Raw genomic sequence first — 25,372 nt, 5'->3', positions numbered from 1 at the left:
GCGCCTGTCGGCAGGGCGACAGGCGGGATCGAGGACAAGGCCTACAGCACGTCGCTGGCGTGGTCGGCCAGGCGCGAGCGTTCGCCGCGCGCCAGGGTGACGTGGCCGCTGTGGCTCCAGCCCTTGAAGCGGTCGACCACGTAGGTCAGGCCGCTCGAACCTTCGGTGAGGTAAGGCGTGTCGATCTGGGCGATGTTACCGAGGCACAGGATCTTGGTGCCGGGACCGGCGCGCGTGACCAGGGTCTTCATCTGCTTCGGCGTCAGGTTCTGCGCCTCGTCGATGATGAGGAACTTGTTCACGAAGGTGCGGCCGCGCATGAAGTTCAGCGACTTGATCTTGATGCGCGAGCGGATCAGGTCCTGGGTGGCGGCGCGGCCCCAGTCGCCGCCGTCGCTGTCGGACTTCATCAAGACTTCCAGGTTGTCGTCGAAGGCGCCCATCCACGGCGACATCTTTTCTTCCTCGGTACCCGGCAGGAAGCCGATGTCCTCGCCCACCGGCACCGTGACGCGGGTGACGATGATCTCGTTGTACTGCTTGGTTTCCAGCACTTGCGCCAGGCCCGCCGCCAGCGCCAGCAGGGTCTTGCCGGTACCGGCCTGGCCCAGCAGGGTGACGAAGTCGCACTCCGGATTCATCAGGAGGTTCAGCGCGAAGTTCTGCTCGCGGTTGCGCGCGGTGATGCCCCACACGTTGTTCTTGTTGTGGCTGTAGTCGCGCAGGGTCTGGAACACCGCGGTCTTGCCGTTGATCTGCTTCACCTGGCCGTAGAAGGGTGCTTCGCCGCCCTGCGGCTCGATGAACACGAACTGGTTCACCAGCAGGGTCGGGATCACCGGGCCGGTCACGCGGTAGTAGGTGGCCGAATTGCCGTTCTTGTTCTCTTGCCAGGACTCCATGTCCTTGCCGTGCTTGAGCCAGAAATCGTCCGGCAGCTGGACGATGCCCGAGTACAGCAGGTCAGTGTCTTCCAGCACGTGGTCGTTGAAGTAATCCTCGGCCGGCAGGCCCAGCGCACGCGCCTTGATGCGCATATTGATGTCTTTCGACACCAGTACGATGGCGCGCCCCGCCATCCGGTCTTCCAGCGCGCGCACCACGCCCAGGATCTGGTTGTCGGCCTTGCCCGAGGGCAGGCCTTCCGGCAGCGGCGCGGAATCCAGGTTGGTCTGGAAATAGAGGCGGCCGCGCGCGTCCTTGTTGCCGAGCTTGGCCAGCGGAATGCCGGCTTCGATCGCGTCGTCGTCGACGTTGGCGATCAGGGCGTCGAGCGTGCGCGCCACCTGGCGGGCATTGCGCGCCACTTCCGACATGCCTTTCTTGTGGTTGTCGAGCTCCTCGAGGGTCATCATCGGCAGGTAGACGTCGTGTTCCTCGAAACGGAACAGCGAGGTCGGATCGTGCATCAGGACGTTGGTGTCGAGCACGAAGACCTTGGTGGTGCCGCTCTTGTCGGCCTTGCGGCTGGTGGAGGACTTGACCGTGACTTCGAGCGGCTTGTGCTTGACCGGGTGCGGCTGGTCGGCCTCGACCTCGCGCAGGCGCGCGCCGGCGCCGTCCTTCGACTTGCGCGACGGGCCCTTGGCCAGCGGCGCTTCGCCGGCAGGTGCGGCGGCGGCGGGGGCGTTCACTACATTGACCGGCGCGGCGCCAGTGGCGCCAGCGGCATCATTGGCTGCCGCGGCTGTCGCGGCCGCGGCGGCCGGTGCCGCAGCCCTGGTCTTGCGCGCCTTGCTTGCCTTGGGCGAAGGCACGGCCTGGCCGCTGATCAGGTCTTCGAGGTCGGCATCGGCCTTGGCGGCCGCCGGGCGCACGGGCGACTTGCCCGGCTCGGCCTTGGGGTAATCTTTTGCCAGCAGCATGGTTGCTGGCTTGCTTGGCATTTTTGGCAGTGGCATCAGGTTCTCGATTCGAAAAAGGACTTAGGGACGTGCGGGCGCAGCACGGAGCGCGCCGCTGCACGAAAACGATGCTACTTGGGGGTCTTGCTGAGGTATGGGCTGCAGCCGGAGGATGCCGGTCCGGCAGCAGCAGAGGACATGGGGCGGATCGTAATGCTGATGAGATGCTCGATGACTCAAGATAGGTGGCAATATCCAGCAAAAGTTACGGAAACTGGGTTGCTGGAGCCATCCATGTTCAGGGCTGGCTCTTCAGAAATTCCAGCACTTCGGCCACGTGGTCGTTGACTTTCACGCCACGCCATTCTTTCACCAATCGGCCTTGAGCGTCAATGATAAACGTACTGCGCTCAACGCCGCGCACTTGTTTGCCGTACATGTTTTTCATCTTCATGACACCGAAGCGATTACACACGGTTTCTTCCGGATCCGAGATCAGTTCGAAGGGCAGCCCGAGCTTGCCCTTGAAGCCCTCGTGCGAGCGCAGGCTGTCGCGGCTGATGCCGTAGATGTCGGCGCCAACGGCCTGGAACTCCGGATAGGCTTCGCGGAAGGCGATGCTTTCGGTGGTGCAGCCTGGCGTGTTGTCCTTGGGATAGAAATACAACACGGTGTACTTCGCGGGACGTCCGGCCAGCTCGAAGGTCTGGCCACCCGTCATGGAAGCGGAAAAGTTCTCGATTGTAGCGGCGGTTGGGCTCTCGGCCACGGGGTTCTCCTGGTGTCATGCGGCGTTGCCGCCGGGTCCCTGCACGGGCAGGGCGGCGGATACCAGAATGATAATCTTCGCGGCCGGCCCTTGCTAGTCCTGAAGTATGCTTGTGCTGTGTGCGGGGCGGTCAGGACGGGTTCACTCGCGCAATATGACGCGGGAATTCATATTTTCAAGATGCAAACTGGAAATTATTTGCGGTTTAGCTACGTGCCAGCAACACCACGCCCAGCATGATCACGCCGATCGCCAGCATGCGCTGGGGCGAGATCACTTCGCCCAGGAACATCCAGGCCCCGAAGGCGCCGATGACGTAGCCGAGCGACAACATCGGATAGGCGATGGTCACATCGGTGCGCGACAGGCCCAGGATCCAGACCACCAGCGAGACGCCGTAGCACAGCATGCCCAGCACGATCGGCCATTGGCTGGCGACCTTCAGGCCGGTCATGAACCAGTTGTCGCGGGTGAGGTGGATGGCGCCGCCGAGGGCGTTGGTGCCGGCCTTGAGCAGGAGCTGGGCGGCGGCGTTGAGGATGACGCCGGTGATGATGAAGGCAAATGCCGAGGGATTCATGTCGTCGTTATTCTGGTTGGGCACACGCCGGCGCCCGCCTCCCGGCGCGCGGCGGGGAGGCGGCGGGAGGCGGCGGGCAAGAGCGCGGCAGGCGAGCTGCGCGCCGGAATTCAGGCGTCGGCGCCGATGATCAGGGCCAGGGTGACCTTGCGGCCTTCGCCCATCAGGACGTTGTAGGTGCGGCAGGCGGCCTGGCTGTCCATGCAGTCGACACCGATGTGGCGGGCGGACAGGCTGGCCACGAGTTTCGGATGGACGAAACGCTGGCGCTCGCCGGTGCCGAGCACCACGACGTCGGGCGCATCCCTGGCGATTTCCTCGAAATGGGCAGCGCTCAGGTCTTCGAAGCGCGCCACGGCCCAGGGCCGCGGCGGCACTTCCGGCATGACGGTCAGGCTGTAGTCGAAGCGCACGGCGTTGATCTCGACCCCCTCGGCATCGTAGCCGGTCACGGTCTGGTATTGCTGGGTATTGTCGGAATGGAGTTTCATCGTATCGCGAGATGGTGGCCGCGGGCGGCGCAAAAAAGGGCCGCGAACGGCGGGTTGGCGCGGCCGGGCGGGGCCGCAGCGAAAAGGCCATTGTAACCGGAGAGGCGAGGTTGCTTAAATCCTGCGCTTTCGGCAGAATGGTATTTTTCGCACTGCAACATAGCGCGTGGCGCAGCTTCAACTCACAGAGGACACTTTGCGACCGATCCTGAAATCGAACAAGCTCGACGACGTCTGCTACGAGATCCGCGGCCCGGCCCTCGAAACGGCCCGCCAGATGGAAGACGACGGCCAGAAGATCATCAAGTTGAACATCGGCAACTTGGCCGTGTTCGGTTTCGATCCGCCCGACGAGATCGTGCACGACATGATCCGCAACATGCATGGCGCCGCCGGCTATACCGATTCGAAGGGCATGTTCGCGCCGCGCAAGGCGGTGATGCACTACACCCAGGGCAAGAACATCGCCGACGTCGGCATCGATGACATTTACCTGGGCAATGGCGCCTCGGAACTGATCGTGATGGCCATGCAGGGCCTGCTGAACACCGGCGACGAAGTGCTGGTGCCGGCGCCGGACTATCCGCTGTGGACCGCGGCCGTCAGCCTGGCGGGCGGCGCCCCGGTGCACTACGTGTGCGACGAAGGCGCCGGCTGGCTGCCCGACATCGAGGACATGCGCAGGAAGATCACGCCGAACACGCGCGCGATCGTGGTCATCAACCCGAACAATCCGACCGGCGCCCTGTACCCGCGCGAGATCTTGCTCGAGATCATCGAACTGGCGCGCCAGCACGGGCTGATCGTCTACGCCGACGAGATCTACGACAAGACCCTGTACGACGGCGCCGAGCACGTGTCGATGGCCTCGCTGGCCGAGGACGTCCTGTTCGTGACCCTGAACGGCCTGTCGAAGAACTACCGTTCCTGCGGCTACCGTGCCGGCTGGATGGTGGTCTCGGGCGAGAAACGCCACGCCCGGGACTACATCGAGGGCCTGAACATGCTGGCCTCGATGCGCCTGTGCGCCAACGCGCCGGGCCAGTTCGCGATCCAGACCGCGCTCGGCGGCTACCAGAGCATCGCCGACCTGGTCGGCCCGGGCGGGCGTCTCCTGAAACAGCGCGACCTCGCGCACAAGCTGCTTACCGATATTCCGGGCGTGTCCTGCGTCAAGCCAAAAGCGGCGCTGTACATGTTCCCACGCCTCGACCCGAAGATGTACCCGATCACGGACGACCAGCAGTTCATCTGCGAACTGCTGTCCGAGGAAAAAGTGCTGCTGGTGCAAGGCACCGGCTTCAACTGGATCGCCCCGGACCATTTCCGGCTGGTGTTCCTGCCTAATTCCGACGACCTGACCGACGCCTGCGGACGCATTGCGCGTTTCCTGGACGGTTACCGGCGGCGCCATGCGCGCTGAGCGGTCAATAACGAGATACGAGATCATGAAACCCATCAAAGTAGGCCTCCTGGGCATCGGCACCGTCGGTGCCGGCACCTTCAACGTTCTTCAACGCAACCAGGAGGACATCCGCCGCCGCGCCGGCCGCGGTATCGAGATTACGATGGTGGCGGCGCGCAACCTGGAGAAGGCGCGCAAGATCGTCGGCGCCGGCGTGGAAGTCGTGGGCGACCCGTTTGCGGTGGTGAACAATCCGGAGGTCGACATCGTCGTCGAGCTGATCGGCGGCTATGAATTGCCGCGCGAACTGGTGCTGCAGGCCATCGCCAACGGCAAGCATGTGGTGACGGCCAACAAGGCCTTGCTGGCGCTGCACGGCAACGAGATCTTCGCCGCGGCCCAGGAAAAGGGCGTGACGGTGGCCTTCGAGGCGGCGGTGGCCGGCGGCGTGCCGATCATCAAGGCGCTGCGCGAAGGCCTGACCGCCAACCGCATCGAATCGGTGGCCGGCATCATCAACGGCACCACCAATTTCATCCTGTCGGAAATGCGCGAGAAGGGCCTGGACTTCGCCACCGTGTTGAAGCAGGCCCAGGAACTGGGCTATGCGGAAGCCGACCCGACCTTCGACATCGAGGGCGTGGACGCGGCGCACAAACTGACCCTCATGTCGGCGATCGCCTTCGGCATCCCGGTGCAGTTCGACAAGGCCTATATCGAGGGCATCAGCCAGTTGCAGGCGACCGACATCCGCTACGCCGAGCAACTCGGCTACCGCATCAAGCTGCTGGGCATCACGCGCCGCACCCGCACCGAGGGCAAGGAAGGCATCGAACTGCGCGTGCACCCGACCCTGATCCCGGCGGCGCGCCTGATCGCCAACGTCGAAGGCGCCATGAACGCGGTGCTGGTGCAGGCCGACGCGGTCGGCGCCTCGCTTTATTACGGCAAGGGCGCGGGAGCGGAGCCGACCGCATCGAGCGTGATCGCCGACCTCGTCGACGTCACCCGCCTGGCCACCGTCGACCCGTATTGCCGCGTGCCGCACCTGGCCTTCCAGCCGAACCAGATGACCGATGTCGCCATCATGCCGATGGACGAGATCACCACCAGCTACTACCTGCGCGTCTACGTGAAGGACCAGCTCGGGGTGATGGCCGACCTGACCCGCATCCTGGCCGACGCCGGCATCTCGATCGACGCGGTGTTGCAGAAAGAGCCGGGCAACCAGGTCAACCTCGACATCATCATGCTCACCCACCAGACCCGCGAGAAGAACATCAACGCGGCGATCGAGAAGATCGAGACGCTGCCGGCGGTGATCGGCAAGGTGACGCGCATCCGTCTCGAGACCCTGGCCTGAGCAGGCCGCGGCGGGCAGCCCTGGCTGCCGATCCGGCGGCTGGCGCGTCCGGCGCATGACATGATTCGAATTTTGCGGCAGGTGCCGCAAATTCGAATCATTTTTTTGGGCAAAGCGCGGCGCTGCCGGCCCTGCTCAGGTCAGTGGAATGTCCTGCGGCTGTCGCGCAGGGGGTGGCGGCGCGTCTTGCCATGCTGGTGGAGAGGCTTCGTCATCGTCGATGAACGCACAAGACAGGGCCAGCATGTCGTGTTCGATATGGTCGAACAGCGCGGTCGTCACGCTGGCGTAGCAGAGGAGGAAGTCGGCAGAAGTCATCCGCGGATTCTACCTGCGCTGCGCTGCACAATTCTGCCGCTTGGATGCTCGCTTGAGGCGTTTCAATCAAGTCTGTCAAAGCCGGGGTTGACACCGTACGCCGCTTGAACGGCCAGCAGGTCTATGCTTTTTACCCATCCGGTATCGCCAGTCGAGACTTTAAGGATTAGTATCGGCGACGCAATAGTTTAGGCGGGCAATAGGCTTTGTGCCGCAAGCGTTCCCTGTTGTAGATTACGACTTCTTGTTCACCAGCCAACCCGAGTCAACCCGCATGAGCCAACCGAGCCAGTTTTCCCTGCTGACCCAGCGCCGTTTCGGCCCTTTTTTCTGGACCCAGTTTCTCGGCGCCTTCAACGACAACCTGTTCAAGACCGCGCTGCTGGTTGCGCTGACCTTCGACACCGCCAACTGGACCAGCGCCGACCCCGGCATGCTGAACAACCTGATCGCCGGCCTGTTCATCCTGCCCTTCGTGCTGTTCTCGGCGACTGCCGGCCAGATCGCCGACAAGTTCGACAAGGCGCGCATGGCGCGCTTCGTCAAGCTGCTGGAAATCGCCATCATGCTGGTGGCCGCGGTCGGCTGGCTGACGCACAGCCTGTGGATCCTGATTGCCGCCGTGGTCGGCATGGGCCTGCACTCGACCCTGTTCGGCCCGGTCAAGTACGCCTACCTGCCGCAGCACCTGAAATCTGAAGAACTGGTTGGCGGCAACGGCGTGATCGAGATGGGCACCTTTGTCGGCATCCTGCTGGGCGAGGTCGCGGGCACCCTGCTGGTCGGCGTGCGACCCTGGGGCATCGAGCTGGTCGCCGGCGGCACCCTGGTCTGCGCCGTGCTGGGCCTGGCGGCGAGCTGGCGCATCCCGGCCTCGCCGGCGCCGGCGCCGGAGCTGCGCATCAGCCGCAACCCCTTCGCCGAATCGATCCGCAACCTGAAGTTCTCGCGCCAGAACCGCACCGTGTTCCTGTCGATGCTGGGCAATTCCTGGTTCTGGTTCTACGGCGCGCTGCTGCTGTCGCAGTTCCCGCTGTATGCCAAGGATTACCTGCACGGCGACCACAGCGTGATCATGCTGCTGCTGACCGTGTTCTCGCTCGGCATCGGCGCCGGTTCGCTGCTGTGCGAAAAGCTGTCCGGCCACAAGGTCGAGATCGGCCTGGTGCCCTTCGGCTCGATCGGCCTGTCGCTGTTCGGCATCGACCTGTATTTCGCCAGCGTGGCGTATGCGCAGGCCAACGACGCCGCGACCGTGGGCGCGCTTGCACTGCTGGGCCTGCCGGGCGCGTGGCGCATCATGCTCGACCTGGTCCTGATCGGCGTGTTCGGCGGCCTGTTCATCGTGCCCCTGTTCGCCCTGATCCAGACCCGCTGCGACCAGAAGCACGTCTCGCGCACCATCGCCGGCATGAACATCCTGAACGCGCTGTTCATGGTGGCGGCCGCCGGCGTGGCGATCGTGCTGCTGGGGCAGGGCTTCACCATCCCCGAGATGTTCCTAGTGACCGCGCTGCTCAACGCCTGCGTGGCGGTGTACATCTTCTCGCTGGTGCCGGAATTCCTGATGCGCTTCCTGGCCTGGATGCTGATCCACACCGGCTACCGCGTGCGCACCATCGATGCCGACCGCATCCCGGACGAAGGCCCGGCGGTGCTGGTCTGCAACCACGTGAGCTATGTCGACGCGCTCGTCATCGGCGCCGCCAGCCCGCGCCCGATCCGCTTCGTGATGGACCACCGCATTTTCAGGACCCCCTTCCTGCGCTGGATCTTCCGCGCGGCCAAGGCGATCCCGATCGCACCGGGCAAGGAGGATCCGTTCATGATGGAGCGGGCCTTCGTCGACATCGCGGAAGCGCTGCACCAGGGGGAGCTGGTGTGCATCTTCCCCGAGGGCAAGCTCACGAGTACCGGCGAGATCAACGAATTCCGCAGCGGCATCGCCCGGATCGTCGAGCGCAGCAAGGTGCCGGTGATCCCGATGGCCCTGCGCGGGCTGTGGGGCAGCATGTTTACGCGCGACCCGTCGAACGTGTTCGAGCGCTCGTTCGCGCGCGGGGTCCGCTCGAAGCTGGCGCTGGCGGTGGGACAGCCGGTGTCGCCCGAGGTGGCCTCGCCGGAGTATCTGCAGCAGCAGGTGCTGGCCTTGCGGGGGGAGTGGAAGTAGTGCCGGGTGCCGCCGGCGCGCTGCGGGCGAAACGGCGGGGGCGCATGTGGAAACGCAAGAAAACATGCGCAATCTGCAACAAAAGCTCAAGCATTGCGCTGTGCTCTGGTATAATTTCAGAGTTAGTCGGGGCGTAGCGCAGCCTGGTAGCGTACCTGCATGGGGTGCAGGGGGTCGGAGGTTCGAATCCTCTCGCCCCGACCAACCTGAATCAATGACGAAGGCCAACCATACGGTTGGCCTTCGTCGTTTCCGGCGCTCCGGGCAAGCAGGCTAATGGGCGGCCGCGCCCGGTTTCAGGCCCTCGATCTTCAGTACCCAGGCGTGCCGCCCGACGCGCTGCGCGGGCAGGGTCACGTGCATCCCGGCGTCATTCTGCCGGAAGTTCACCGGCGTGGCCGCGCCCAGCAGGCTGACCGAGCTGGCGCGACCGATGTTCTGCGGCAGCGCCATCAGGTTCAGCGTCTCGTCGGGCCAGGCCAGCAGGATCGCGTACAGAATGTCTCCCTTGCGCGTGTATCGCACGATGCTCTCATGGTCGGGTTGCCATGGCCGGGTGCCGTAGATCGCTTCGCCGTTTCGCTTCAGCCAGGCGCCGACCTCGCGCAGCACGGCGGCCTGGTCTTCCGGCACCGTGCCGTCGCTGCGGGGCGAGATGTTCAACAGCAGGTTGCCGCCGCGGCTGACGTTGTCGATCAGCCGGTACAGCACGGCCTGCGCACTCAGGTGACCCATGCCGGCGACGTAGCCCCATTTGTCGCCCAGCGCATCGTCGACCTGGAACACCTCGGCTTGTGGGGTATGGGGCGCCTGCCACTGGCGCTCGTAGTCCTTGACCGTGCCGGCGAGGAAGGCATCGTGCTTCGAGTTCAGGGTGACGGCCTTGCCCCATTGCGCGGCACGGTTGTAGTAATACGCGGCGAGCCGGAGCTTGACGGCATCCAGCGCACGCGGATTGATGCCGTTGTCGAACCAGAGGATATCGGGCCGGAACTTGTCGATCTGTTCCTGGGTGCGCAGCAGCCACTCCTCCTGGAATGCCGCCGATTGCGGCGCCGCGCCGCCCTCGAGGATCTCGCCGAGGCCCGAGGGCATGCCGGCCGCCTGCGGCTGCGGCGGGCCGTAGAAATCGGCATAGGCCGGATCGAACAGGTCGGTTTTCAGTCCTTCCGCGGGGTACATGAAGCCCCAATGCTCCATGCGGTGATTCGACACCCCGAATTTCAGTCCACGCGCCCGCACGCTGGTCATCAGTTCGCCCAGCAGGTCGCGCCTGGGACCCATGTCCGCCGCATCCCAGCGCGTCAGCGCCGAATCGTACATCGCGAAGCCGTCGTGGTGCTCCGCGACCGGAATCACGTAGCGGGCCCCTGAGGCCTCGAACAGGGCCGCCCACGCGTCCGGATCGAAGCGCTCGGCCTTGAACATCGGGATGAAGTCCTTGTAGCCGAACCTGTCCTGCGGGCCGAAGCGCTCCGCGTGCTGCTTGATCACGCCTGGTGTGCGGACCATGTGCCGTGCGTACCACTCGCTCTGCGCTGCCGGCACCGAATACAGTCCCCAATGGATGAACAGGCCGAACTTGGCGTCACGGAACCATTCGGGCACCCGGTAGTGGGCCCTGAGCGAGTCCCAGGCCGGCTGGACCGGGCCCGGCGGAATCGGCCTGGCCTCGACGCCGAGTGTCTTGCGCGCCGGTGTGGACTCGGCGGCAGGCGCATGGGGGAGCGCGCTGGCCGCGAGCAGCAGCGCAACAGGTAGTGGTCGGAGCAGCTTCATGATTTCCGGCTCGTGTGAAAAGTGGGGCGTGCGCGCGAGGCGCCCGGCTCAGTGGAACCTGATCCGGTAGGCACGCGGGACGCCGGCTTGCGGCGCCTCGAGGCTGAGCGCTTGCGCGTCCTGGCGGAAGCTGACCGGCCGGTTTTCTCCCAGCAGCTCCACGTGCGCGATCCTTCCCGTCCGACCGGAGGCCAGCGCGGCGATCCTGACAGGCCCGGCCCCGTTGAGCACGATGGCATACAGGACCTCGCCCTTTCGGGTGAAGCGGATGTCCTCGCCTTCGCCATATTGTTTCCAGGGCGTGCTGGCGTAGATGGCTTCGCCGTGGGCCTCGAGCCAGGCGCCGAGCGCCAGCAAGACCTGCTTCTGGTCGTCCGGAATGCTGCCATCGCCCCTGGGCGAAATATTCAGCAGATAGGTGCCGCCCTTGGCGACCGTATCGACCAGGCGGCGCAGGATGGTCTCCATGGGCGCGACCGACATGCCTTCGGTGTATCCCCAGGTGCTGCCGAGATTGTCATCCACCATCCATGGGCCCGGCCGGATGTCGGGGGGAGAACGGCGGCCGACCTTTTCGAAGTCGATGATCGAGCCGATTTGCCGGCTGTCGTCGTTCGACGGCGCGTAGGCCACGTATTTGCTCGAGATCGATACCTGCTTGCCCCAATCGGCGGCCCGGTTGTAGTAATAGGCCGCCACCCGCAGCTTGAGCGGATCGAGCACACGCAGGTTCGCGCCGTTGTCGAACCACAGGATATCCGGCTGGTATTTGTCGATCAGCTCGAAGTTGCGCTCGGTCCAGTTTGTCAGGAAGCGCGCCATGGCGGCCGGGCTGCGGTCGGCGACGTTGTAGAAGTCGCTCCAGGCAGGATCGAACAGATCGGCCCGGGCGGAGCGCAGCCTGGTTTCCAGGGCGGCGGTCGGATTGATGAAGGTGAAATTCTCGACCCCGTGGTTACCCAGGCCATACTTCATGCCCTGCTTGCGGACCGCCACGCCGAGTTCCCCGATCAGGTCGCGTCTGGGGCCCATTGCCTTGGCGTTGAAGGGCGTGTGGCGGCTGTCCCAGAGCGCAAAATTGTCGTGGTGCTGGGCCGCCGGCATGACGAAGCGGGCGCCGGCGGCCTTGAACAGCGCAGCCCATGCGTCCGGATCGAACTTCCGGGCGGTGAAGCGGGGAATCAGGTCCTTGTAGCCGAAGCGTTCGTGCGGCCCGAAATGTTCCGCATGCCAGGCGCTTTCGGCGCTCGAGTACATGTGCTTCTCGTACCATTCGTTCCGGTGTGCCGCGACCGAATACAGGCCCCAATGGATGAAGAGCCCGAACTGCGCCTGCTTGAACCAGTCGGGCGTTCGATAGTGGGCAGCAATCGATTTCCACGTGGGCTGGAACGGGCCCGGCGCGGGCGGCATGTCGAGCCCGGCGATGGCAGCCTGGACCACCTCCGGCGTGGCGGGAGGTCCCATGCTGCCATAATCGTAGAGCTTGCTGGGCGGGACCCCCATCGGGTCCGGCTTGGGCGGTTCCACGCCGTGCGCGAGTGCGCTGCCCAGCACCAATGCTGTCGTCACGCCAAGTCGTGCCCAGCGAACAGAAAGGGGGAGCATCGGTCCCACCGCGCCCGGCGCGGCCGACGGCCCATTCGCCGTCAACAATTCAGTACATGAAATTTTCACTGAGAAGCCCACTTGCTGGATCAATTGCTCTCAAGTGTAAGTCGTCAGCCGTGTGTTGAAGTTCCCCGCATTGCGCTTTCGCCGAAACAATCAGCCGCTTGAGCAGTGCGCAAGCGCTGCGGAGCGGGGCCGCCGCCATGAATACATCAGTGCCTAGACAAATGCCATGGCCTCGTCGTCCGTCCGCGCCGGCCTTGCCGGGGCGGCGGTCAGCAGTTCGACGGCGGCCTCGAGCACCGTGCGCGGCGACAGCGCGTCCAGGCAGGCATGGTGGCCCTGCGGGCAGCGGCTGCGCAGGCAATTGCGGCAGCTGACCTCGTGGAACAGCCGGCGATGGGCGACGCGCCAGGGCGTGTGCTGGGGATTGGTGGGCGCGTACAGGTCGACCAGCGGCGTGCCGAGTGCCGCGGCAATGTGGGCCGGACCGGTGTTGCCGGTGATCAGCAGGCTGGACGCCCGGATCAGCGCGCCCAGTTCGCCCAGGTCGAGTTGTCCGATCAGCGAGTGCACCGGCCCGACCCAGGTTTCGGCCAGCGGGCGCAGCGATGCCAGCTCGCCGCGCTCGCCGGTGAGGATGATCGGATAGCCGAGCCGCGTGCCCAGCATGCCGATCAGCACCAGCCAGTGGCGGATCGGATAGCGGCGCGAGGCGGCGCTGGCCCCCGCGTGCAGCACCAGGTAGGGCGCGTCCGGGGCGATCCCGGCATCGTCGAGCAAGCGCCGCACGCGCGCCGCCGCCGCGGGCGGCACCGCGAACGACAGCGTGGTGTCGGCGGTCGAGCAGCCGATGTGGGCGACCAGGTCGAGCTGGCGCTGCACCTCGTGGCGCGTGGCACGTTCGCGCTCCGGCTCGGGCACCCAGTGGCTCAGTAGCTGATAGGGGTTCTCGCGGCAGGAGGCCAGGCGCAGCGGGATGCCCGCCAGGTGGCACAGCATCGCGGCCGGCAGCGGGCTTTTCGAATACGAGGTGAAGATCACGGCGCCATCGAACCGCTGCGCGGCGAGCCGGGCGGCGCATGCCTGCAGGGCTGCGCTCGTGGCGGCTTGCTCGTGTTTCATCCAGGGAGCCGGGCAAGCGATCGCCGCATCGAGTTCGGGCAGGTGGCCCGCCACGGCGGCGCCCGACGCCGAGCTCAGCAGGGTGAGATGGCAGCCCGGAATGCCGGCGCGCAGCGCGCGGAGCGCCGGGGTGCACATCAGCACATCGCCAAGGGAATCCAGGCGCACGCACAGGATGCGCCGGGCGGCCTGCCATGACGAAGGCATGGCGGCGCTCATCGGGCCTCCTCGTGGGCGGCGATCAGCACGGCCGCGGCGTACAGGTCGGGCGCCATGCGGGTGGGGACGCGGCGCGGGCCGAGCCGCCATTCGGTTTCGTTGCCGTTGTCGATCAGGAGCGTGCGGCAGCCGGCGCGGTTGCCGGCTTCGACATCATGCAGGATGTCGCCGATCATCCAGGATGCGCGCAGGTTGATGTCGTGGTCGTTGGCGGCCTTGAGCAGCATGCCCGGCGAGGGTTTACGGCAGGCACACACCAGGGCGTAGGCGCCCACGGTGCCCAGCGGATGGTGGGGGCAGTAATAAAAACCGTCCAGCGCCAGGTTTTCGCGGAACAGCAGGTCGGCCAGGCGGTCGGCGACCGGCCCCATGGCTTCTTCGCCGAAGCAGCCGTGCGCGATGCCGGACTGGTTGGTCACGACGAAGAAGCGGTAGTCGAGCCGCGCCAGCAGGCGCAGGGCCGCGCCGGCCCCGCTCACCAGCCGGATGCGGCGCGGCTCGACGTTGTAGGGCAGGTCGTCCACCAGGGTTCCATCCTTGTCGAGGAAGATCGCTTTCATCTCAGGGCCACGAGGTTTCGCGCAGCGGCAGGACGGTGAGTTCGGCCACGACGGTGGTGGGCGGCAGCACCAGCACCGCGTGGATGGCGTCGGCCACGTCGGCCGGATCCTGCAGGCTGTCGGCGTCGAGCCCGGGGAATCGGTCGAGCAGGAAGGGCGTGCGCATGCCGCCCGCGATCACGGCGGTGACGCGGATGTTCTCGGGCCGCAGTTCGGCATGCAGCGCATGCGACAGGCCCAGCAGACCCCACTTGCTGGCATGGTAGGCGCTGGCATTGGGCCAGGCGCGCTTGGCGGCGGTCGACGCGATGTTGACGATGTGTCCGCCACCCTGGCGGCGCATCGCCGCAGCCGCGTATTTCGACAGCAGGAAGGGCGCGCCGAGGTTGGTGCCCATCACGCGCAGCCAGTCGGCGTCGGGCAATTCGGCGATCGGCAGGGTGACGTCGGTGCCGGCATTGTTGATGAGGATGTCGAGGCGGCCGAGCGCGTCGAGCGCATGCTCCACCACGCGTGGCGCGGTGCCGGGTTCGGCGAGGTCGGCGGCCAGCGCGTGCGCCTGCACGCCGTGTTCGCGCAGTTGCGCCATGCTGTCGGCGAGGCGTGCGGCCTGCAGGTCGACCCCGAAGATGCTGGCGCCGGCGGCGGCCAGGCGGCCCGCCAGCGCGGCGCCCAGGCCGCTCGCGGCGCCGGTGATCAGGATGGCCTTGCCATGCAGGGAAGGGTGGTGCGGCATCGCGGTGCTCATGGGCTCCTCGGGTAGGCTCAGCTAGGAAAAATGATCGATGGGGCCGCCGGCCGGGCGATGTCCAGCACGTCGGCGTAGATGGCCGCCAGCTGGATGGCCACCTGGCGCCAGGTGTAGTGTTCGCAGGCGCGGCGGCGCCCGGCCTCGCCCATCGCGCGCGCCAGTTCGGGATGGCGCTGCAGGCGCGCCAGCCGGTCCGCCAGCGCCGCCGGGTCGCGCGAGGGAATCAGGAAGCCGGTCGTGCCGTCGTTGACCGTGCTCTTGATGCCGCCGACCTCGGCGCCGACCACCGGACGGGCGCAGGCCATGGCCTCCACCGGCGTGATGCCGAAGGGTTCGTACCAGGGCGTGCTGGCGAAGACGTTGGCGGCGCTGTACCAGTCGCGCAGCAGGGCGCGCGGCTGCTGGCCGGTGAAGCGCACGTGCGCGCCAATGCCGTGGTCGGCCGCGACACTGCGCAGGCGCGCCAGTTCGACGCTGTCGCCGGGACGACCGGCGCCGCCGGGGGCGCCGCCGACCACGATCAGCTGGGCGTCGACCCCGTAGCGGTGGCGCAGCATGGCGACGCCCTGGATGACGGTGTCGACGCCCTTGCGCGGCACCATGCGCCCGAGCTGGAGCACGACGAAGCGCTCCGGGTCGAGCCCCAGGCGGGCGCGGGCTTCAGGCATCGGCACCGGCCACAGTTCGTCGGGCGAGAAGCCGCAGGGCGTGATCGCAATGCGCGACAGCGGGGCGCCGTAGAGACGCTCCATGTCGTGACGGTCTTGCGGGCATTCGGCGATGACACGGTCGGCCGCGCGCATCAGCGCCGCCTCGATGCGCATGCGGGCGATCGGGAAGGTGTCGGCCGTGCCCTGCGCCAGCCGGCGCACCCGGCCCAGCGCATGGAAGGTGATCACGAAGGGCAGCCCGAGCGTCGCCTTCAGGTGCTGGGCCACCATGCCCGACATGAAGAAATTCGCGTGCACGATGTCGTAGGGGGCCGGCTGGCGCCGCGCGAAGCGGGTGACATGGCGCGAAAACGCATCGACATGGGGCAGCATCTGCTCTTTCGGCACGTAGCGCGGCGGCCCGGCCGGCACGTGGATGACGCGCACGTTCTCGAGCCAGTCCAGGACCGGGCGCTGCCCAGGGGCGTCGCGGCGCGTGAAGACATCGACCAGGTGCCCGGCGCGCGCCAGTTCGCGGGCGAGCTGGGCCACGTAGACGTTCTGGCCGCCGCAATCGACGCAATCGGCGCAATCGCCGCTGCCGGTCACGGCCAGCGGCGAGGCATGGTCGCTGATGAGCGCGATGCGGCGGCGCGTGCCGGCGCCGGCGGCATGCGGGGGCAGCGGCGCGGGCGCAAGCGGTCGGGCCGGCGCCCGATCGTCGAGCAAGGCCTGTGTGTGGCCAATCGAGGCGTGCAGGTCGGTCGCGGCATGGCCGGTGACGCCGTGCACGGTCGCGCTGCAGTGTCCGGCGTAAGTGCGGGAGCTGGGGACTTTCAGTCGGCGCATGGCGGCCTCATGCGAAACGGACACGGTAGCGCACCGCGCCGGTCAGGCGCCAGAACACGGCCAGCGGCGGCAGCAGCGCCGAGGTGAACACGATCTCGGCCACGTGCGCCGGCGTGTGCGCCACGCCGCGCAGCCGGTGCGCGCACAGGCGGCCGGTCAGCAGCAGCCAGACGCCGAAGGCCAGGCCCGCGAGCACCGGCAGCCCGGCCAGCAGGCCCGCCAGCGCCAGCAGGAGCACGCCGACGATGGCATAGTGGTCCCAGCGCGGGTGCGGCTCGACCTTCTGGCGGTACAGTGCGGGGTGCTTCTTGTAGAGCAGGGCGTCGAAGACCGCGTGGCGGATCTGCAGCAGGCTCGCGCCCCAGGGGACCGGCCGCACCGGGTGGACCACGAGCGCGCGCGGCGCGCATACGATGGCGACGCCGTGTTCGAGCAGCCGGAAATACATGTCGGCATCGCTGCCGCGCGGCACGCTGAAGCGTTCGTCGAAGCCGTCGAGGCGGGCCAGGACCGCCTTGCGGAAGAAGCAGCTGGCGCTGGTGAAGTCGGCTTCCTGGTGGATGTGGGCGCGGCGCTGGGACTCGGTGGGACGCGCCGGCACCGGCGTCCGGATGCGTCCGCAGACGACTTCGACGTCGTCGCCGAAGGCGGCCATGCCCTCGGCCAGCCAGCCGGGTTCCGGCACGGCATCGTCGGTCGTGAAGGCGAGGATGGCGCCGCGCGCCGCGCGCCAGCCGCGGTTGCGGGACGAGGCCGGCCCGACCGGCCCGGGGTTGGCGACGTAGGACAGGCGCGGCCCGCGCTCGAGGGTGCGGGTGCGCCAGCCGGCGACCAGGTGCAGGGTGTTGTGGTTGGGCTCGTCGTCGACGACGACGATCTCGTAGCGATGCGGGTCGAACTGCTGGCGCATCAGGGCGTCCAGGCAGCGGTCGAGCAGGTCCATGCGGCCACAGGCGGGCACCACCACCGAAACCTCGATCCTTGCGTCATCCGTCGTTGCAGGCATGTCTCGTCTCCAGTCACATGTGCCGCCACCGCGACGTGCGGACGACGGGACGTGTTGAGTGCGGTTGGAGTCGTACGGGAACGGCTGGGTTCCGTCAGGGACTGGCTGCTTGGAGGTGGATCAATGTTCGGCCCGGATGCGGGCGTGGCCGGCGCCGGAAGCGGAGACGGGCGGCAGTGCCGCCCGCCTCCTGGATGCAAGCTTCGCCTGCGGCTTGCTTGCGCGCTTGCCTACGCGCTTGTTCAGGCGCTTGTTCAGGCGCTTATTGACGCGAAAAACCCGTGTCGTCGTCCATCTTGCGGTCGCCCGCCAGGCGGTTGGCGCCGGCCGGGCTCTTCGGCAGTCCGCCGGCCGCGTCGTTCGACTGGTGCACCGGATTCGAGACATCCTGCATGCTCTGGCCCGGCTTCCAGCTCTCGTCCTCGTTGCGCGGACCGCTGTTGCCGGGACTGCGCGGCAGCCCCCCGGCCGAGTAGTTCGACTTGTGCAGTTCGGCGCGGCCGGCCTCGCCCTTGCCGGCGGTCTCGTCGGATCCGGTCTGCGAACCCTGGCGGTCCGTGCTCGACTGCAGGTTCGGTTTCGCTTGGTCGCTCATTGCTCCCTCCTTTGCTGGTTCGTCTCGTGCGGGCCGATCGCCATGCCGGTGCCCTGGCCCTTGTCGGTGTCGCGCTGGCTGTTGCCGTAGCCGCCCTGGGCGGTCGTGCCGCGCGGCTGGGCGGTGCCCGCCGGCACGTCGTGGTGGCGCCCCAGCGAGCCGCCCTGCAGCTCGGCTTGGCGTGCGTCGTGCGGGTTCATCGCCTGGGAGGCCTCGGTATGGCCCTGCTGGCTGGCCGGGTGGACGCGCACGTCGGTGCCCGAGTGCTTGTCGCGGTGGCCGACGGGCTGCTCCAGCAGGCCCCAGGCGCCCGAGTGCTGTTCCATCTGGCGCTGGTGGCTGTCGGTGATGCCCTGCTGCGGTCCCGAACCGCCGGTCTGCTGGCTCTGCAGCGAGCCGCCCGGCAGGTCGTCGGGCACCGGGCCCGGCAGGGTGGTCTCGAAGTCGGCGCGCCCGCCGTCCTCGGCCGCGACTTCCTGCTGGTCCATGCGCGACGGGTCCGGCGTCGGATGCATCTGGTTCTCGCCGCGGATCACGTCCTGGTCGTCGCGCCCCTGCGGATAGGTGTGGTCCAGGGGGCCCGACCCGGTATTGCCCTTGGCGCCGGGCATCCACTTCTCGTTGGCGCCGTTATCGGTCTGGTTATTCAGTTCGCTGCGTTGGTTCGCGTCCATGTCGACTCCTTTCGCTGTATCGGTGCGGCAGCACAATCTCCGCATATGTTGCCATGATGCGCGCTGTCACATGAACACAGTATAGGAAGACGTAGGGGGGACTTGTAGGACGTTTACCGAAGGGTTTGTTGACCACCGGAAGTACACTTTCGTTAATGCATTTTCTGTCGCGTGAAGTCCTACAAAGTCATCTGAAAGCGTCCTATACCGGCATTCATCAGTGCTACCTAAGATGATTTCGCTGGTCACTCATCGGGCTTCGGTTTGATCGGCAACAAGCCTGCCGCAGGACGCGGCGGTTCAGAAAGCGTACAAGGGAGAAGATGATCATGGCCTCAAGTAATCAAGGTAACAAGCAGGGCAGCAACCAGGGTGGCAATAGCCAGAGCAGCGGCACCCGCAACCGTGGCTTCGCTTCGATGGACCCTGCCCGACAGCGCGAAATCGCCAGCCAGGGCGGCAAGGCCGCCCATGCCAAGGGCACGGCCCACGAGTTCACTTCGGAAGAAGCCCGCCGTGCCGGCAGCATGAGCCACGGCAACCGCCAGTCGGCCAACGCCGGCTCGGGTGGTCCCTCGCGCGCCGCCTCCAGCAAGGGCGGCCGCAACTCGCAAGGCGGCCGCGGCTCGAAAGAGTAAGGACGCCGGACGGGGCTCCTGCAGGGCGGGAGCGGACCTGCAATACACAATGGGGAGCGCAAGCTCCCCGTTTTGTTTTTTGATACCACACAACGCGGCGATGGGATGGGGTAGAATCGCTGCGCCTTTTTCAACCTTTTTTCCCTAGGAATATCGTCGTGAAACCTGCGGTAATTCGTCAAGTCAAGAGCATGTCCATGTCCTGCGATCGCGTCGGCAATCTCTTGTTGGTCAAGTTCTCCAACAAGGGCGCCAGCGACCTGAGCATCTATGTGCCGGCCTCCATCGTGTTCTGGCTGCTGAAGCACCTGCCGGTGAACCGGGATCCGAACCTCGTTGCGCCGCCGCCGCCGCCGCAGATCACGCAGCAGGATTGGGACAATCCGCACACCCCGCGCGCCCAGTATGTACAGTGCAAGGAAATGCCCGGCGCGCTGCGCATGCATTTCGCCCTCGACAGCAAGGAAGACCTGACCGTCGTGCTGGACCGCGGCAACGTCGAACTGATGCGCCAGGTCATGGCGATGTACACCAAGGACCTGATCGACCTCGACGCGCAGTAAGCCAGGCCGGCCGTGCGCAGCCCGCGCCGGCCCCTGCATGACGCCACGCATTACCAGTAAGATGCGTTCTCCCGAACGGACATTGAAGGATTCCGCCATGCCCATCAAAATCAGCCAGACCTTCGACTCGGGCGCGATCGAGGTCCTCCGTACCGACGGCCCCAAGGCCATCGACCTGAACCTGCGCAAGGATTCGCACGCCGACATCCACCAGTGGTTCCACTTCCGCCTGCAGGGCGCGCGCGGCCAGGCCTGCGCGATCCGCATCCTGAACGCCGGCCAGGCCACCTACCCGAAGGGCTTCGAGGACTACCAGGTCGCCGCCAGCTACGACACCGAGAACTGGTTCCGCGTGCCGACCAGCTTCGACGGCCAGGTGATGACGATCAATCACACGCCTGAACTCGACAGCATCTATTACGCCTACTTCGAGCCCTACACCTGGGAACGCCACCTGCGCCTGCTGGGTGAAGTGGCCGAGAATCCGATCGCGCGCGTGCACGACATCGGCACCACGGTCGACGGCCGCGACATGAACCTGGTCGTGATCGGCAACCCGCAGGCGGAAAAGAAGATCTGGGTGATCGCGCGCCAGCATCCGGGCGAGACCATGGCCGAATGGTTCGTCGAGGGCATGATGGATGCGCTGCTGGACAGCGCCAACCCGGTGGCGCGCAAGCTGCTCACCCGCGCGGTGTTCTACATCGTGCCGAACATGAACCCGGACGGCTCGGTGCGCGGCAACCTGCGCACCAACGCGGCCGGGGCCAACCTGAACCGCGAGTGGATGACGCCCTCGGCCGAGCGCAGCCCGGAAGTGCTGTGCGTGAAGAACAAGATCCACGAGCTGGGGGTCGACATGTTCTTCGACATCCACGGCGACGAGGCGCTGCCCTACAACTTCGTGGCCGGCAGCGAGATGCTGGCCGATTTCACTCCCGAGCGCCTGGCCACCCAGAACGCGTTCATCGAGCGCTACATGGCGGCCAGCCCGGACTTCCAGAACGAACACGGCTATGCGGCCAGCAAGTATAACGAGGAGCTCCTGACCCTGGCCTCGAAGTACATCGGCCACACCTTCAAGTGCCTGTCGCTGACGCTGGAAATGCCGTTCAAGGACAACGCCAAGCTGCCCGACCCGCACACCGGCTGGAACGGCGCCCGCAGCGCGGCGCTCGGTGCGGCGATCCTGCAGCCGATCCTGCAGACGCTGGACTGAGGCGCGGGCATGGGCGTCGAGATCGAGCGCAAGTTCCTCCTGGCGGGCGACGGCTGGCGCCGGCTCGGCGCCCCGATCCTGCTGCGCCAGGGCTACCTGTGCACCGATCCGATGCGCACCGTGCGCGTGCGCATCGAGGGCGTCCAGGGCCTGCTCACCATCAAGGGCAAGAACCAGGGCGCGACTCGCGGCGAGTGGGAGTATCCGATTCCGCTGCCTGAAGCGCAGGAACTGCTCGACCGCCTGTGCGAGCGTCCGCTGGTCGAAAAATACCGGCGTCGCATCCGGCACGCGGGCTTCACCTGGGAAGTCGACGAGTTCCTGGGCGAGAACGCCGGCCTGGTCGTGGCCGAGATCGAGCTGCCGTCCGAGGAAACGCCATTTGCCAAGCCCGACTGGATCGGCCGGGAAGTCACCGGCGACAAGCGCTACTACAACTCCAGCCTGATCCGTCTACCCTATTCGCAGTGGACCCATCCATGACCCCTGTTTCTCGCATCCCTGTTTCACGTCGTACCCTCCTGGCCCTGTGCCTGGGCGCGCTGCTGCCGGGCGTGGCCGGCGCTGCCGCTGCCGCTGCAGCTGCAGCTGCGCCGTCCGCCTACTTCCCCCCGGCCGGCGCATGGGACCGCAAGTCGCCCGCCGAGCTCGGCATCGATCCGGCGGCCCTGGCCGCCGCGGTGCAGTTCGCCCAGTCGCACGAAACCGCCCGCGCGGCCGACTTCTCGGACCAGGAAAGCACCTTCGGCACCCGCCTGGGCTCGATGCCCACCAGACGTGCCGGCACCAACGGGCTGGTGATCTACAAAGGCCATGTGGTGGCCGAGTTCGGCGACACGCAGTCCGTCGACCCGACCTATTCGGTGGCCAAGAGCATGCTGTCCACGGTGGCCGGCGTGGCCGTGCGCGAGGGCCGCATCGTACTGGACGAGCCGGTGGGCAAGCGCGTCCAGGACGGCGGCTATGCGTCGGCGCAGAACGCGCGCGTGACCTGGCAACACCACCTGCAGCAGGAGTCGGAGTGGCAGGGCAGCCTGTGGGGCAAGAATGCCGACTTCATCGGCCGGTCGGACTTCGGCGCCGGCGAGCGCAAGCCGCGTGCGCTACGGGCGCCGGGCGGCCTCTACGAGTACAACGACGTGCGCATCAACCGCTTCGCGCTGTCGCTGCTGCGGGTGTTCGGCCAACCGGTGCCCGACGTGTTCGCGCAGGAAGTGATGGACCCGATCGGCGCCTCGAACAGCTGGAAGTGGGTCCCTTACCACAACAGCTACGTCGAACTGGACGGCAAACAAGTGGCATCGGTCAGCGGCGGCACGCGCTGGGGCGGCGGCATGTGGATCAATTCCTGGGACATGGCCCGCTTCGGCTACCTCTGGCTGCGCGGCGGCAACTGGAACGGCAGGCAGATCCTGGCGCCGTCCTATGTCAAGGCCGCGCTCGCGCCCAGCAGCCACGGCCCGGACTACGGCTACCTCTGGTGGCTCAATACCAAGGGCAAGAACCTGCCGGGCCTGCCCGTCACCGCCTACGCCGCACTGGGCGCGGGCAGCAACACCATCCTGGTCTCGCCCGAGCACGATCTCGTGATCGTGTGGCGCTGGCACGCCGGCAACCCTGCCGAGTTCGCCACCAGGGTCATCGCCAGCCTGCCGCGCTGAGGTCCTGCGGCAGCGCCTGACCGCGCTGCTTCCTGCCGCAGCGCCTGCCGCGCTGCCCCCCCGTTTCCCCGATATATTCAGGCACGACGCTCGCGCGCCGTGCCTGCGCTCGCCTCGCGCCCGCGACTTCGTCGATCGGAACCTTAACGATAATGAGAACAATTCGCGTTTACATTTCTTTGCCTTTTCTTTACAATTCCTTTCATTGATGAGTTCTTCCCACTTTGACTGCAAGGAATGCTTCGTATGAAACCAATAACAAGCCGCAAACATCCCCAATCCCGTGTCGTCGGCAGCGCCCTGGTGGCGGCCCTGCTGCCGATCGCGGCGCAGGCGGTCGAGGTGGATGCTGCGGCGCTCGAGCTGGCGCCGGCGTCGAAGGTCGAGATCGTCGGCAAGGCCGAGAATGCTTTCAAGGCCGAGCATGCATCGTCGCCGAAATACACCGAAAAGCTGGTCGACACCGCGCAAACGGTCCAGGTCATCAAGAAGGAATTGTTCGAGCAGCAGGGCGCGCTGACCCTCACCGACGCCCTGCGCAATACGCCCGGCGTCGGCGCCTTCTTCCTGGGCGAGAACGGCAATACCAACACCGGCGACGCGATCTTCATGCGCGGCTTCGACACCTCGGGCAGCATCTTCGTCGACGGCGTGCGCGACGTCGGGTCGGTCTCGCGCGATGTGTTCAACCTCGAGCAGATCGACGTCCTCAAGGGGCCGGCCGGCACCGACACCGGGCGCGGCTCGCCCACCGGTTCGGTCAACCTGGTCACCAAGAAGGCCCGCATGACGTCCGCCGCCAGTGCCTCGCTGACCGGCGGCAGTGCTTCGCAGAAGCGCGTGACCGGCGACCTGAACACGGTGCTGAACGCCGAGCGCGGCATTGCGCTGCGCCTGAACGTGATGGCCCAGGATGCCGGCAGCCCGGGCCGCGACGTGGTCGAGAACAAGCGCTGGGCGGTGGCGCCGAGCCTGGGCTTCGGCCTGAACGGCCCGACCCAGGTGCACCTGGATTACCTGCACGTGGACCAGGACAACGTGCCGGACGGCGGCGTGCCGACCATCGGGCTGCCGGGCTACAGCACCCCCGACGCGACCCGTCCTTTCCTGAGCAGTGCGGCGCCGGTCGATCCGCAGAACTTCTACGGTTCGGACAGCGACTACGACCGCATCGAGGCCGACATGGCAACCGTGCGCATCGAGCACGCATTCACGCCAGACCTTCGCCTGAGCAACGTGAGCCGTTACGGACGCACCCGGCAGGACTACCTGCTGACCGCCTGGCTCACCCGTACCCCGACCTTCGAGACGCCGGTGCCGGGCGACCCCTCCAGCTGGACCGTGGCGCGCAGCATCCGTACCGTGAAGGACCAGGAAAACAGGATCCTGACCAACCAGACCACCTTGACCGCCGACTTTGCCACCGGCAGCCTGCGCCACACCCTCGTCACCGGCCTGGAATTCGTCAACGAAACCCAGGTCAGCCATGGCCGCAGCGGTACCGGCACGCTGCCGGCGGCCAACCTGTACCGCCCGAACCCGCGCGATCCGGTCAGTGGCCTGGCCCCGACCCGCAACGGCGCCTTCAACGAAGGCGACATCGACACCCAGAGCCTGTACGCCTTCGATACCATCAAGTTCGGCGAGCGCTGGATCTTCAACGGCGGCGTCCGCCTGGACCGCTTCCGCGGCGACTACAACGTGGTGGCGCTGAGCGACAAGGTGCTGGTGCCGACCCGTTACAGCGTCGGCGACACGCTGGTCAACGGCAAGGCTTCGCTGCTGTACAAGCCGAGCGCGAACAGCAGCGTGTATGCCATGGTGGCCAGTTCGAAGCTGCCGCCGGGCTCGAATCTGGCGGTGTCGGATCGGGTCAACAACGCCCAGAACCCGATCTACGATGCGCAGGAAACCAGGACCACCGAACTGGGCGGCAAGCTGGACCTGCTGCGCCAGAAGCTGGCGCTGTCGGCGGCCCTGTTCCGCACCGACGTGAAGAACGAAGTCGAGCAGGATCCGGTCGACCTCCAGTGGTACCAGACCGGCAAGAAGCGCGTGCAGGGCATCGAGCTGGGCGCCACCGGTGCGCTGGCCGCCAACTGGCTGGTGAGCGCAGGCTACCTGTACATGGATACCAGCGTGGAAGCAGGGCGCGTCGTGACCGCGGGCGGCGAGAACGTGCTGAGCTATACGCCCAAGTCCTCGTTCACCTTGTGGACCGCGTATGACGTCACGCCCGACTTCAAGATCGGCGGCGGCGCCCGCTTCAGCGACGCGCTCAAGCGCGGCACCGACGGCGCGGTCGGCACCCCAAGCTTCACCGAGTCGTACTGGGTGTTCGATGCCATGGCCTCGTATCGCCTCAGCCCGAACGTCGACCTGCGCCTGAACGTGTACAACCTGGCCGACGAACGCTACGTGGCCAGCATCAACAAGAGCGGCTATCGCTACACGCCCGGGGCGCCGCGTTCGGCCAGCCTGACGGCGAACGTACGCTTCTAAGCGCTCCGGCTTGCCTGTCCGGCTTCGCCG

General features: G+C 66.6%; 23 protein-coding genes and 1 tRNA gene. 10 read left to right on the top strand and 14 right to left on the bottom strand.

Annotated features, from left to right (window positions below):
• Positions 1-41: 41 nt before the first annotated feature.
• The 4 genes from IM543_17760 to IM543_17745 form a co-directional block, all read right to left on the bottom strand.
• Positions 42-1,901 (bottom strand): PhoH family protein, encoded by a 1,860-nt coding sequence (locus IM543_17760; GenBank protein QOY93389.1) that lies wholly within the window; start codon positions 1,899-1,901, stop codon positions 42-44.
• Positions 1,902-2,142: 241 nt separating this feature from the next.
• Positions 2,143-2,613 (bottom strand): peroxiredoxin, encoded by a 471-nt coding sequence (locus IM543_17755; GenBank protein QOY93388.1) that lies wholly within the window; start codon positions 2,611-2,613, stop codon positions 2,143-2,145.
• Positions 2,614-2,818: 205 nt separating this feature from the next.
• Complete coding sequence (locus IM543_17750) at positions 2,819-3,193, bottom strand: EamA family transporter (protein ID QOY93387.1); 375 nt, start codon at positions 3,191-3,193, stop codon at positions 2,819-2,821.
• 110 nt (positions 3,194-3,303) lie between these two features.
• A complete protein-coding gene (locus tag IM543_17745) occupies positions 3,304-3,684 on the bottom strand; it encodes an Mth938-like domain-containing protein (GenBank protein QOY93386.1) in 381 nt (126 codons plus the stop codon).
• A gap of 196 nt (positions 3,685-3,880) precedes the next feature.
• On the opposite strand from IM543_17745, the gene IM543_17740 reads away from it, so the two are divergent.
• Both IM543_17740 and IM543_17735 read left to right on the top strand, forming a co-directional pair.
• Positions 3,881-5,107, top strand: a complete 1,227-nt coding sequence (locus IM543_17740; protein ID QOY93385.1) for a pyridoxal phosphate-dependent aminotransferase — start codon at positions 3,881-3,883, stop codon at positions 5,105-5,107.
• Between the two features lie 25 nt (positions 5,108-5,132).
• Positions 5,133-6,452, top strand: a complete 1,320-nt coding sequence (locus IM543_17735; GenBank protein ID QOY93384.1) for a homoserine dehydrogenase — start codon at positions 5,133-5,135, stop codon at positions 6,450-6,452.
• A 135-nt stretch (positions 6,453-6,587) separates the two neighbouring features.
• On the opposite strand, the gene IM543_17730 is transcribed toward IM543_17735, so the two are convergent.
• Positions 6,588-6,770: a hypothetical protein gene (locus IM543_17730; protein ID QOY93383.1), complete on the bottom strand. Its 183-nt coding sequence runs from the start codon at positions 6,768-6,770 to the stop codon at positions 6,588-6,590.
• A gap of 274 nt (positions 6,771-7,044) precedes the next feature.
• On the opposite strand from IM543_17730, the gene IM543_17725 reads away from it, so the two are divergent.
• Entirely contained in the window at positions 7,045-8,940 is a 1,896-nt protein-coding gene (locus IM543_17725) for an MFS transporter (protein QOY93382.1), read from the top strand.
• Positions 8,941-9,067: 127 nt separating this feature from the next.
• Positions 9,068-9,144, top strand: a tRNA-Pro gene (locus IM543_17720).
• A 69-nt stretch (positions 9,145-9,213) separates the two neighbouring features.
• Here the strand turns inward: IM543_17720 and IM543_17715 are convergent.
• From IM543_17715 to IM543_17675, 9 genes are all read right to left on the bottom strand, one after another.
• Positions 9,214-10,719 (bottom strand): alpha-L-fucosidase, encoded by a 1,506-nt coding sequence (locus IM543_17715; GenBank protein QOY93381.1) that lies wholly within the window; start codon positions 10,717-10,719, stop codon positions 9,214-9,216.
• A 48-nt stretch (positions 10,720-10,767) separates the two neighbouring features.
• Positions 10,768-12,291, bottom strand: a complete 1,524-nt coding sequence (locus IM543_17710; protein ID QOY93380.1) for an alpha-L-fucosidase — start codon at positions 12,289-12,291, stop codon at positions 10,768-10,770.
• 258 nt (positions 12,292-12,549) lie between these two features.
• Entirely contained in the window at positions 12,550-13,662 is a 1,113-nt protein-coding gene (locus tag IM543_17705; GenBank protein QOY93379.1) for a glycosyltransferase family 9 protein, read from the bottom strand.
• An 8-nt stretch (positions 13,663-13,670) separates the two neighbouring features.
• Positions 13,671-14,234, bottom strand: coding sequence for an HAD family hydrolase (locus IM543_17700; GenBank protein ID QOY93378.1), 564 nt, complete (start codon positions 14,232-14,234; stop codon positions 13,671-13,673).
• Position 14,235: 1 nt separating this feature from the next.
• On the bottom strand, positions 14,236-14,982 hold the full coding sequence (locus tag IM543_17695) for an SDR family oxidoreductase (GenBank protein QOY93377.1): 747 nt from the start codon (positions 14,980-14,982) through the stop codon (positions 14,236-14,238).
• A gap of 17 nt (positions 14,983-14,999) precedes the next feature.
• Entirely contained in the window at positions 15,000-16,484 is a 1,485-nt protein-coding gene (locus tag IM543_17690) for a glycosyltransferase (GenBank protein ID QOY93376.1), read from the bottom strand.
• Between the two features lie 7 nt (positions 16,485-16,491).
• The gene (locus tag IM543_17685) at positions 16,492-17,490 is read right to left on the bottom strand and encodes a glycosyltransferase (GenBank protein ID QOY93375.1); all 999 of its coding nucleotides are present in this window, start codon (positions 17,488-17,490) and stop codon (positions 16,492-16,494) included.
• A 262-nt stretch (positions 17,491-17,752) separates the two neighbouring features.
• Positions 17,753-18,085: a hypothetical protein gene (locus IM543_17680; protein ID QOY93374.1), complete on the bottom strand. Its 333-nt coding sequence runs from the start codon at positions 18,083-18,085 to the stop codon at positions 17,753-17,755.
• Positions 18,082-18,759, bottom strand: coding sequence for a hypothetical protein (locus IM543_17675; protein ID QOY93373.1), 678 nt, complete (start codon positions 18,757-18,759; stop codon positions 18,082-18,084). Before IM543_17675 ends, IM543_17680 begins: the two co-directional genes overlap by 4 nt.
• A gap of 329 nt (positions 18,760-19,088) precedes the next feature.
• On the opposite strand from IM543_17675, the gene IM543_17670 reads away from it, so the two are divergent.
• The 6 genes from IM543_17670 (at position 19,089) to IM543_17645 (ending at position 25,342) form a co-directional block, all read left to right on the top strand.
• Positions 19,089-19,397 (top strand): hypothetical protein, encoded by a 309-nt coding sequence (locus IM543_17670; protein ID QOY93372.1) that lies wholly within the window; start codon positions 19,089-19,091, stop codon positions 19,395-19,397.
• Positions 19,398-19,594: 197 nt separating this feature from the next.
• Complete coding sequence (locus IM543_17665) at positions 19,595-19,960, top strand: hypothetical protein (GenBank protein ID QOY93371.1); 366 nt, start codon at positions 19,595-19,597, stop codon at positions 19,958-19,960.
• Positions 19,961-20,057: 97 nt separating this feature from the next.
• Positions 20,058-21,179, top strand: a complete 1,122-nt coding sequence (locus IM543_17660) for a hypothetical protein (GenBank protein ID QOY93370.1) — start codon at positions 20,058-20,060, stop codon at positions 21,177-21,179.
• A gap of 9 nt (positions 21,180-21,188) precedes the next feature.
• A complete protein-coding gene (locus IM543_17655) occupies positions 21,189-21,662 on the top strand; it encodes a CYTH domain-containing protein (GenBank protein ID QOY93369.1) in 474 nt (157 codons plus the stop codon).
• A complete protein-coding gene (locus tag IM543_17650) occupies positions 21,659-22,840 on the top strand; it encodes a serine hydrolase (GenBank protein ID QOY93368.1) in 1,182 nt (393 codons plus the stop codon). Before IM543_17655 ends, IM543_17650 begins: the two co-directional genes overlap by 4 nt.
• Before the next feature lie 246 nt (positions 22,841-23,086).
• Positions 23,087-25,342 carry a catecholate siderophore receptor Fiu gene (locus tag IM543_17645; protein QOY93367.1) on the top strand — a complete coding sequence of 752 codons (2,256 nt, stop codon included), beginning with the start codon at positions 23,087-23,089 and terminating at the stop codon, positions 25,340-25,342.
• Positions 25,343-25,372 lie beyond the last annotated feature (30 nt).

The organism is Massilia sp. UMI-21 (assembly GCA_015277795.1).
Lineage (GTDB): Bacteria > Pseudomonadota > Gammaproteobacteria > Burkholderiales > Burkholderiaceae_D > Telluria.
Note: the sequence above shows the minus strand (reverse complement) of the source record. Positions and strands in the feature narration are given on the sequence as shown.

Coding starts and splice junctions, on each gene's coding strand:
- IM543_17680 (QOY93374.1), bottom strand. CDS start 18,085: ATGAGCGACCAAGCGAAACCGAACCTGCAGTCGAGCACGGACCGCCAG.
- IM543_17745 (QOY93386.1), bottom strand. CDS start 3,684: ATGAAACTCCATTCCGACAATACCCAGCAATACCAGACCGTGACCGGC.
- IM543_17705 (QOY93379.1), bottom strand. CDS start 13,662: ATGCCTTCGTCATGGCAGGCCGCCCGGCGCATCCTGTGCGTGCGCCTG.
- IM543_17660 (QOY93370.1), top strand. CDS start 20,058: ATGCCCATCAAAATCAGCCAGACCTTCGACTCGGGCGCGATCGAGGTC.
- IM543_17670 (QOY93372.1), top strand. CDS start 19,089: ATGGCCTCAAGTAATCAAGGTAACAAGCAGGGCAGCAACCAGGGTGGC.
- IM543_17690 (QOY93376.1), bottom strand. CDS start 16,484: ATGCGCCGACTGAAAGTCCCCAGCTCCCGCACTTACGCCGGACACTGC.
- IM543_17715 (QOY93381.1), bottom strand. CDS start 10,719: ATGAAGCTGCTCCGACCACTACCTGTTGCGCTGCTGCTCGCGGCCAGC.
- IM543_17655 (QOY93369.1), top strand. CDS start 21,189: ATGGGCGTCGAGATCGAGCGCAAGTTCCTCCTGGCGGGCGACGGCTGG.
- IM543_17675 (QOY93373.1), bottom strand. CDS start 18,759: ATGGACGCGAACCAACGCAGCGAACTGAATAACCAGACCGATAACGGC.
- IM543_17750 (QOY93387.1), bottom strand. CDS start 3,193: ATGAATCCCTCGGCATTTGCCTTCATCATCACCGGCGTCATCCTCAAC.
- IM543_17760 (QOY93389.1), bottom strand. CDS start 1,901: ATGCCACTGCCAAAAATGCCAAGCAAGCCAGCAACCATGCTGCTGGCA.
- IM543_17685 (QOY93375.1), bottom strand. CDS start 17,490: ATGCCTGCAACGACGGATGACGCAAGGATCGAGGTTTCGGTGGTGGTG.
- IM543_17700 (QOY93378.1), bottom strand. CDS start 14,234: ATGAAAGCGATCTTCCTCGACAAGGATGGAACCCTGGTGGACGACCTG.
- IM543_17735 (QOY93384.1), top strand. CDS start 5,133: ATGAAACCCATCAAAGTAGGCCTCCTGGGCATCGGCACCGTCGGTGCC.
- IM543_17730 (QOY93383.1), bottom strand. CDS start 6,770: ATGACTTCTGCCGACTTCCTCCTCTGCTACGCCAGCGTGACGACCGCG.
- IM543_17645 (QOY93367.1), top strand. CDS start 23,087: ATGAAACCAATAACAAGCCGCAAACATCCCCAATCCCGTGTCGTCGGC.
- IM543_17725 (QOY93382.1), top strand. CDS start 7,045: ATGAGCCAACCGAGCCAGTTTTCCCTGCTGACCCAGCGCCGTTTCGGC.
- IM543_17695 (QOY93377.1), bottom strand. CDS start 14,982: ATGAGCACCGCGATGCCGCACCACCCTTCCCTGCATGGCAAGGCCATC.
- IM543_17650 (QOY93368.1), top strand. CDS start 21,659: ATGACCCCTGTTTCTCGCATCCCTGTTTCACGTCGTACCCTCCTGGCC.
- IM543_17665 (QOY93371.1), top strand. CDS start 19,595: ATGTCCTGCGATCGCGTCGGCAATCTCTTGTTGGTCAAGTTCTCCAAC.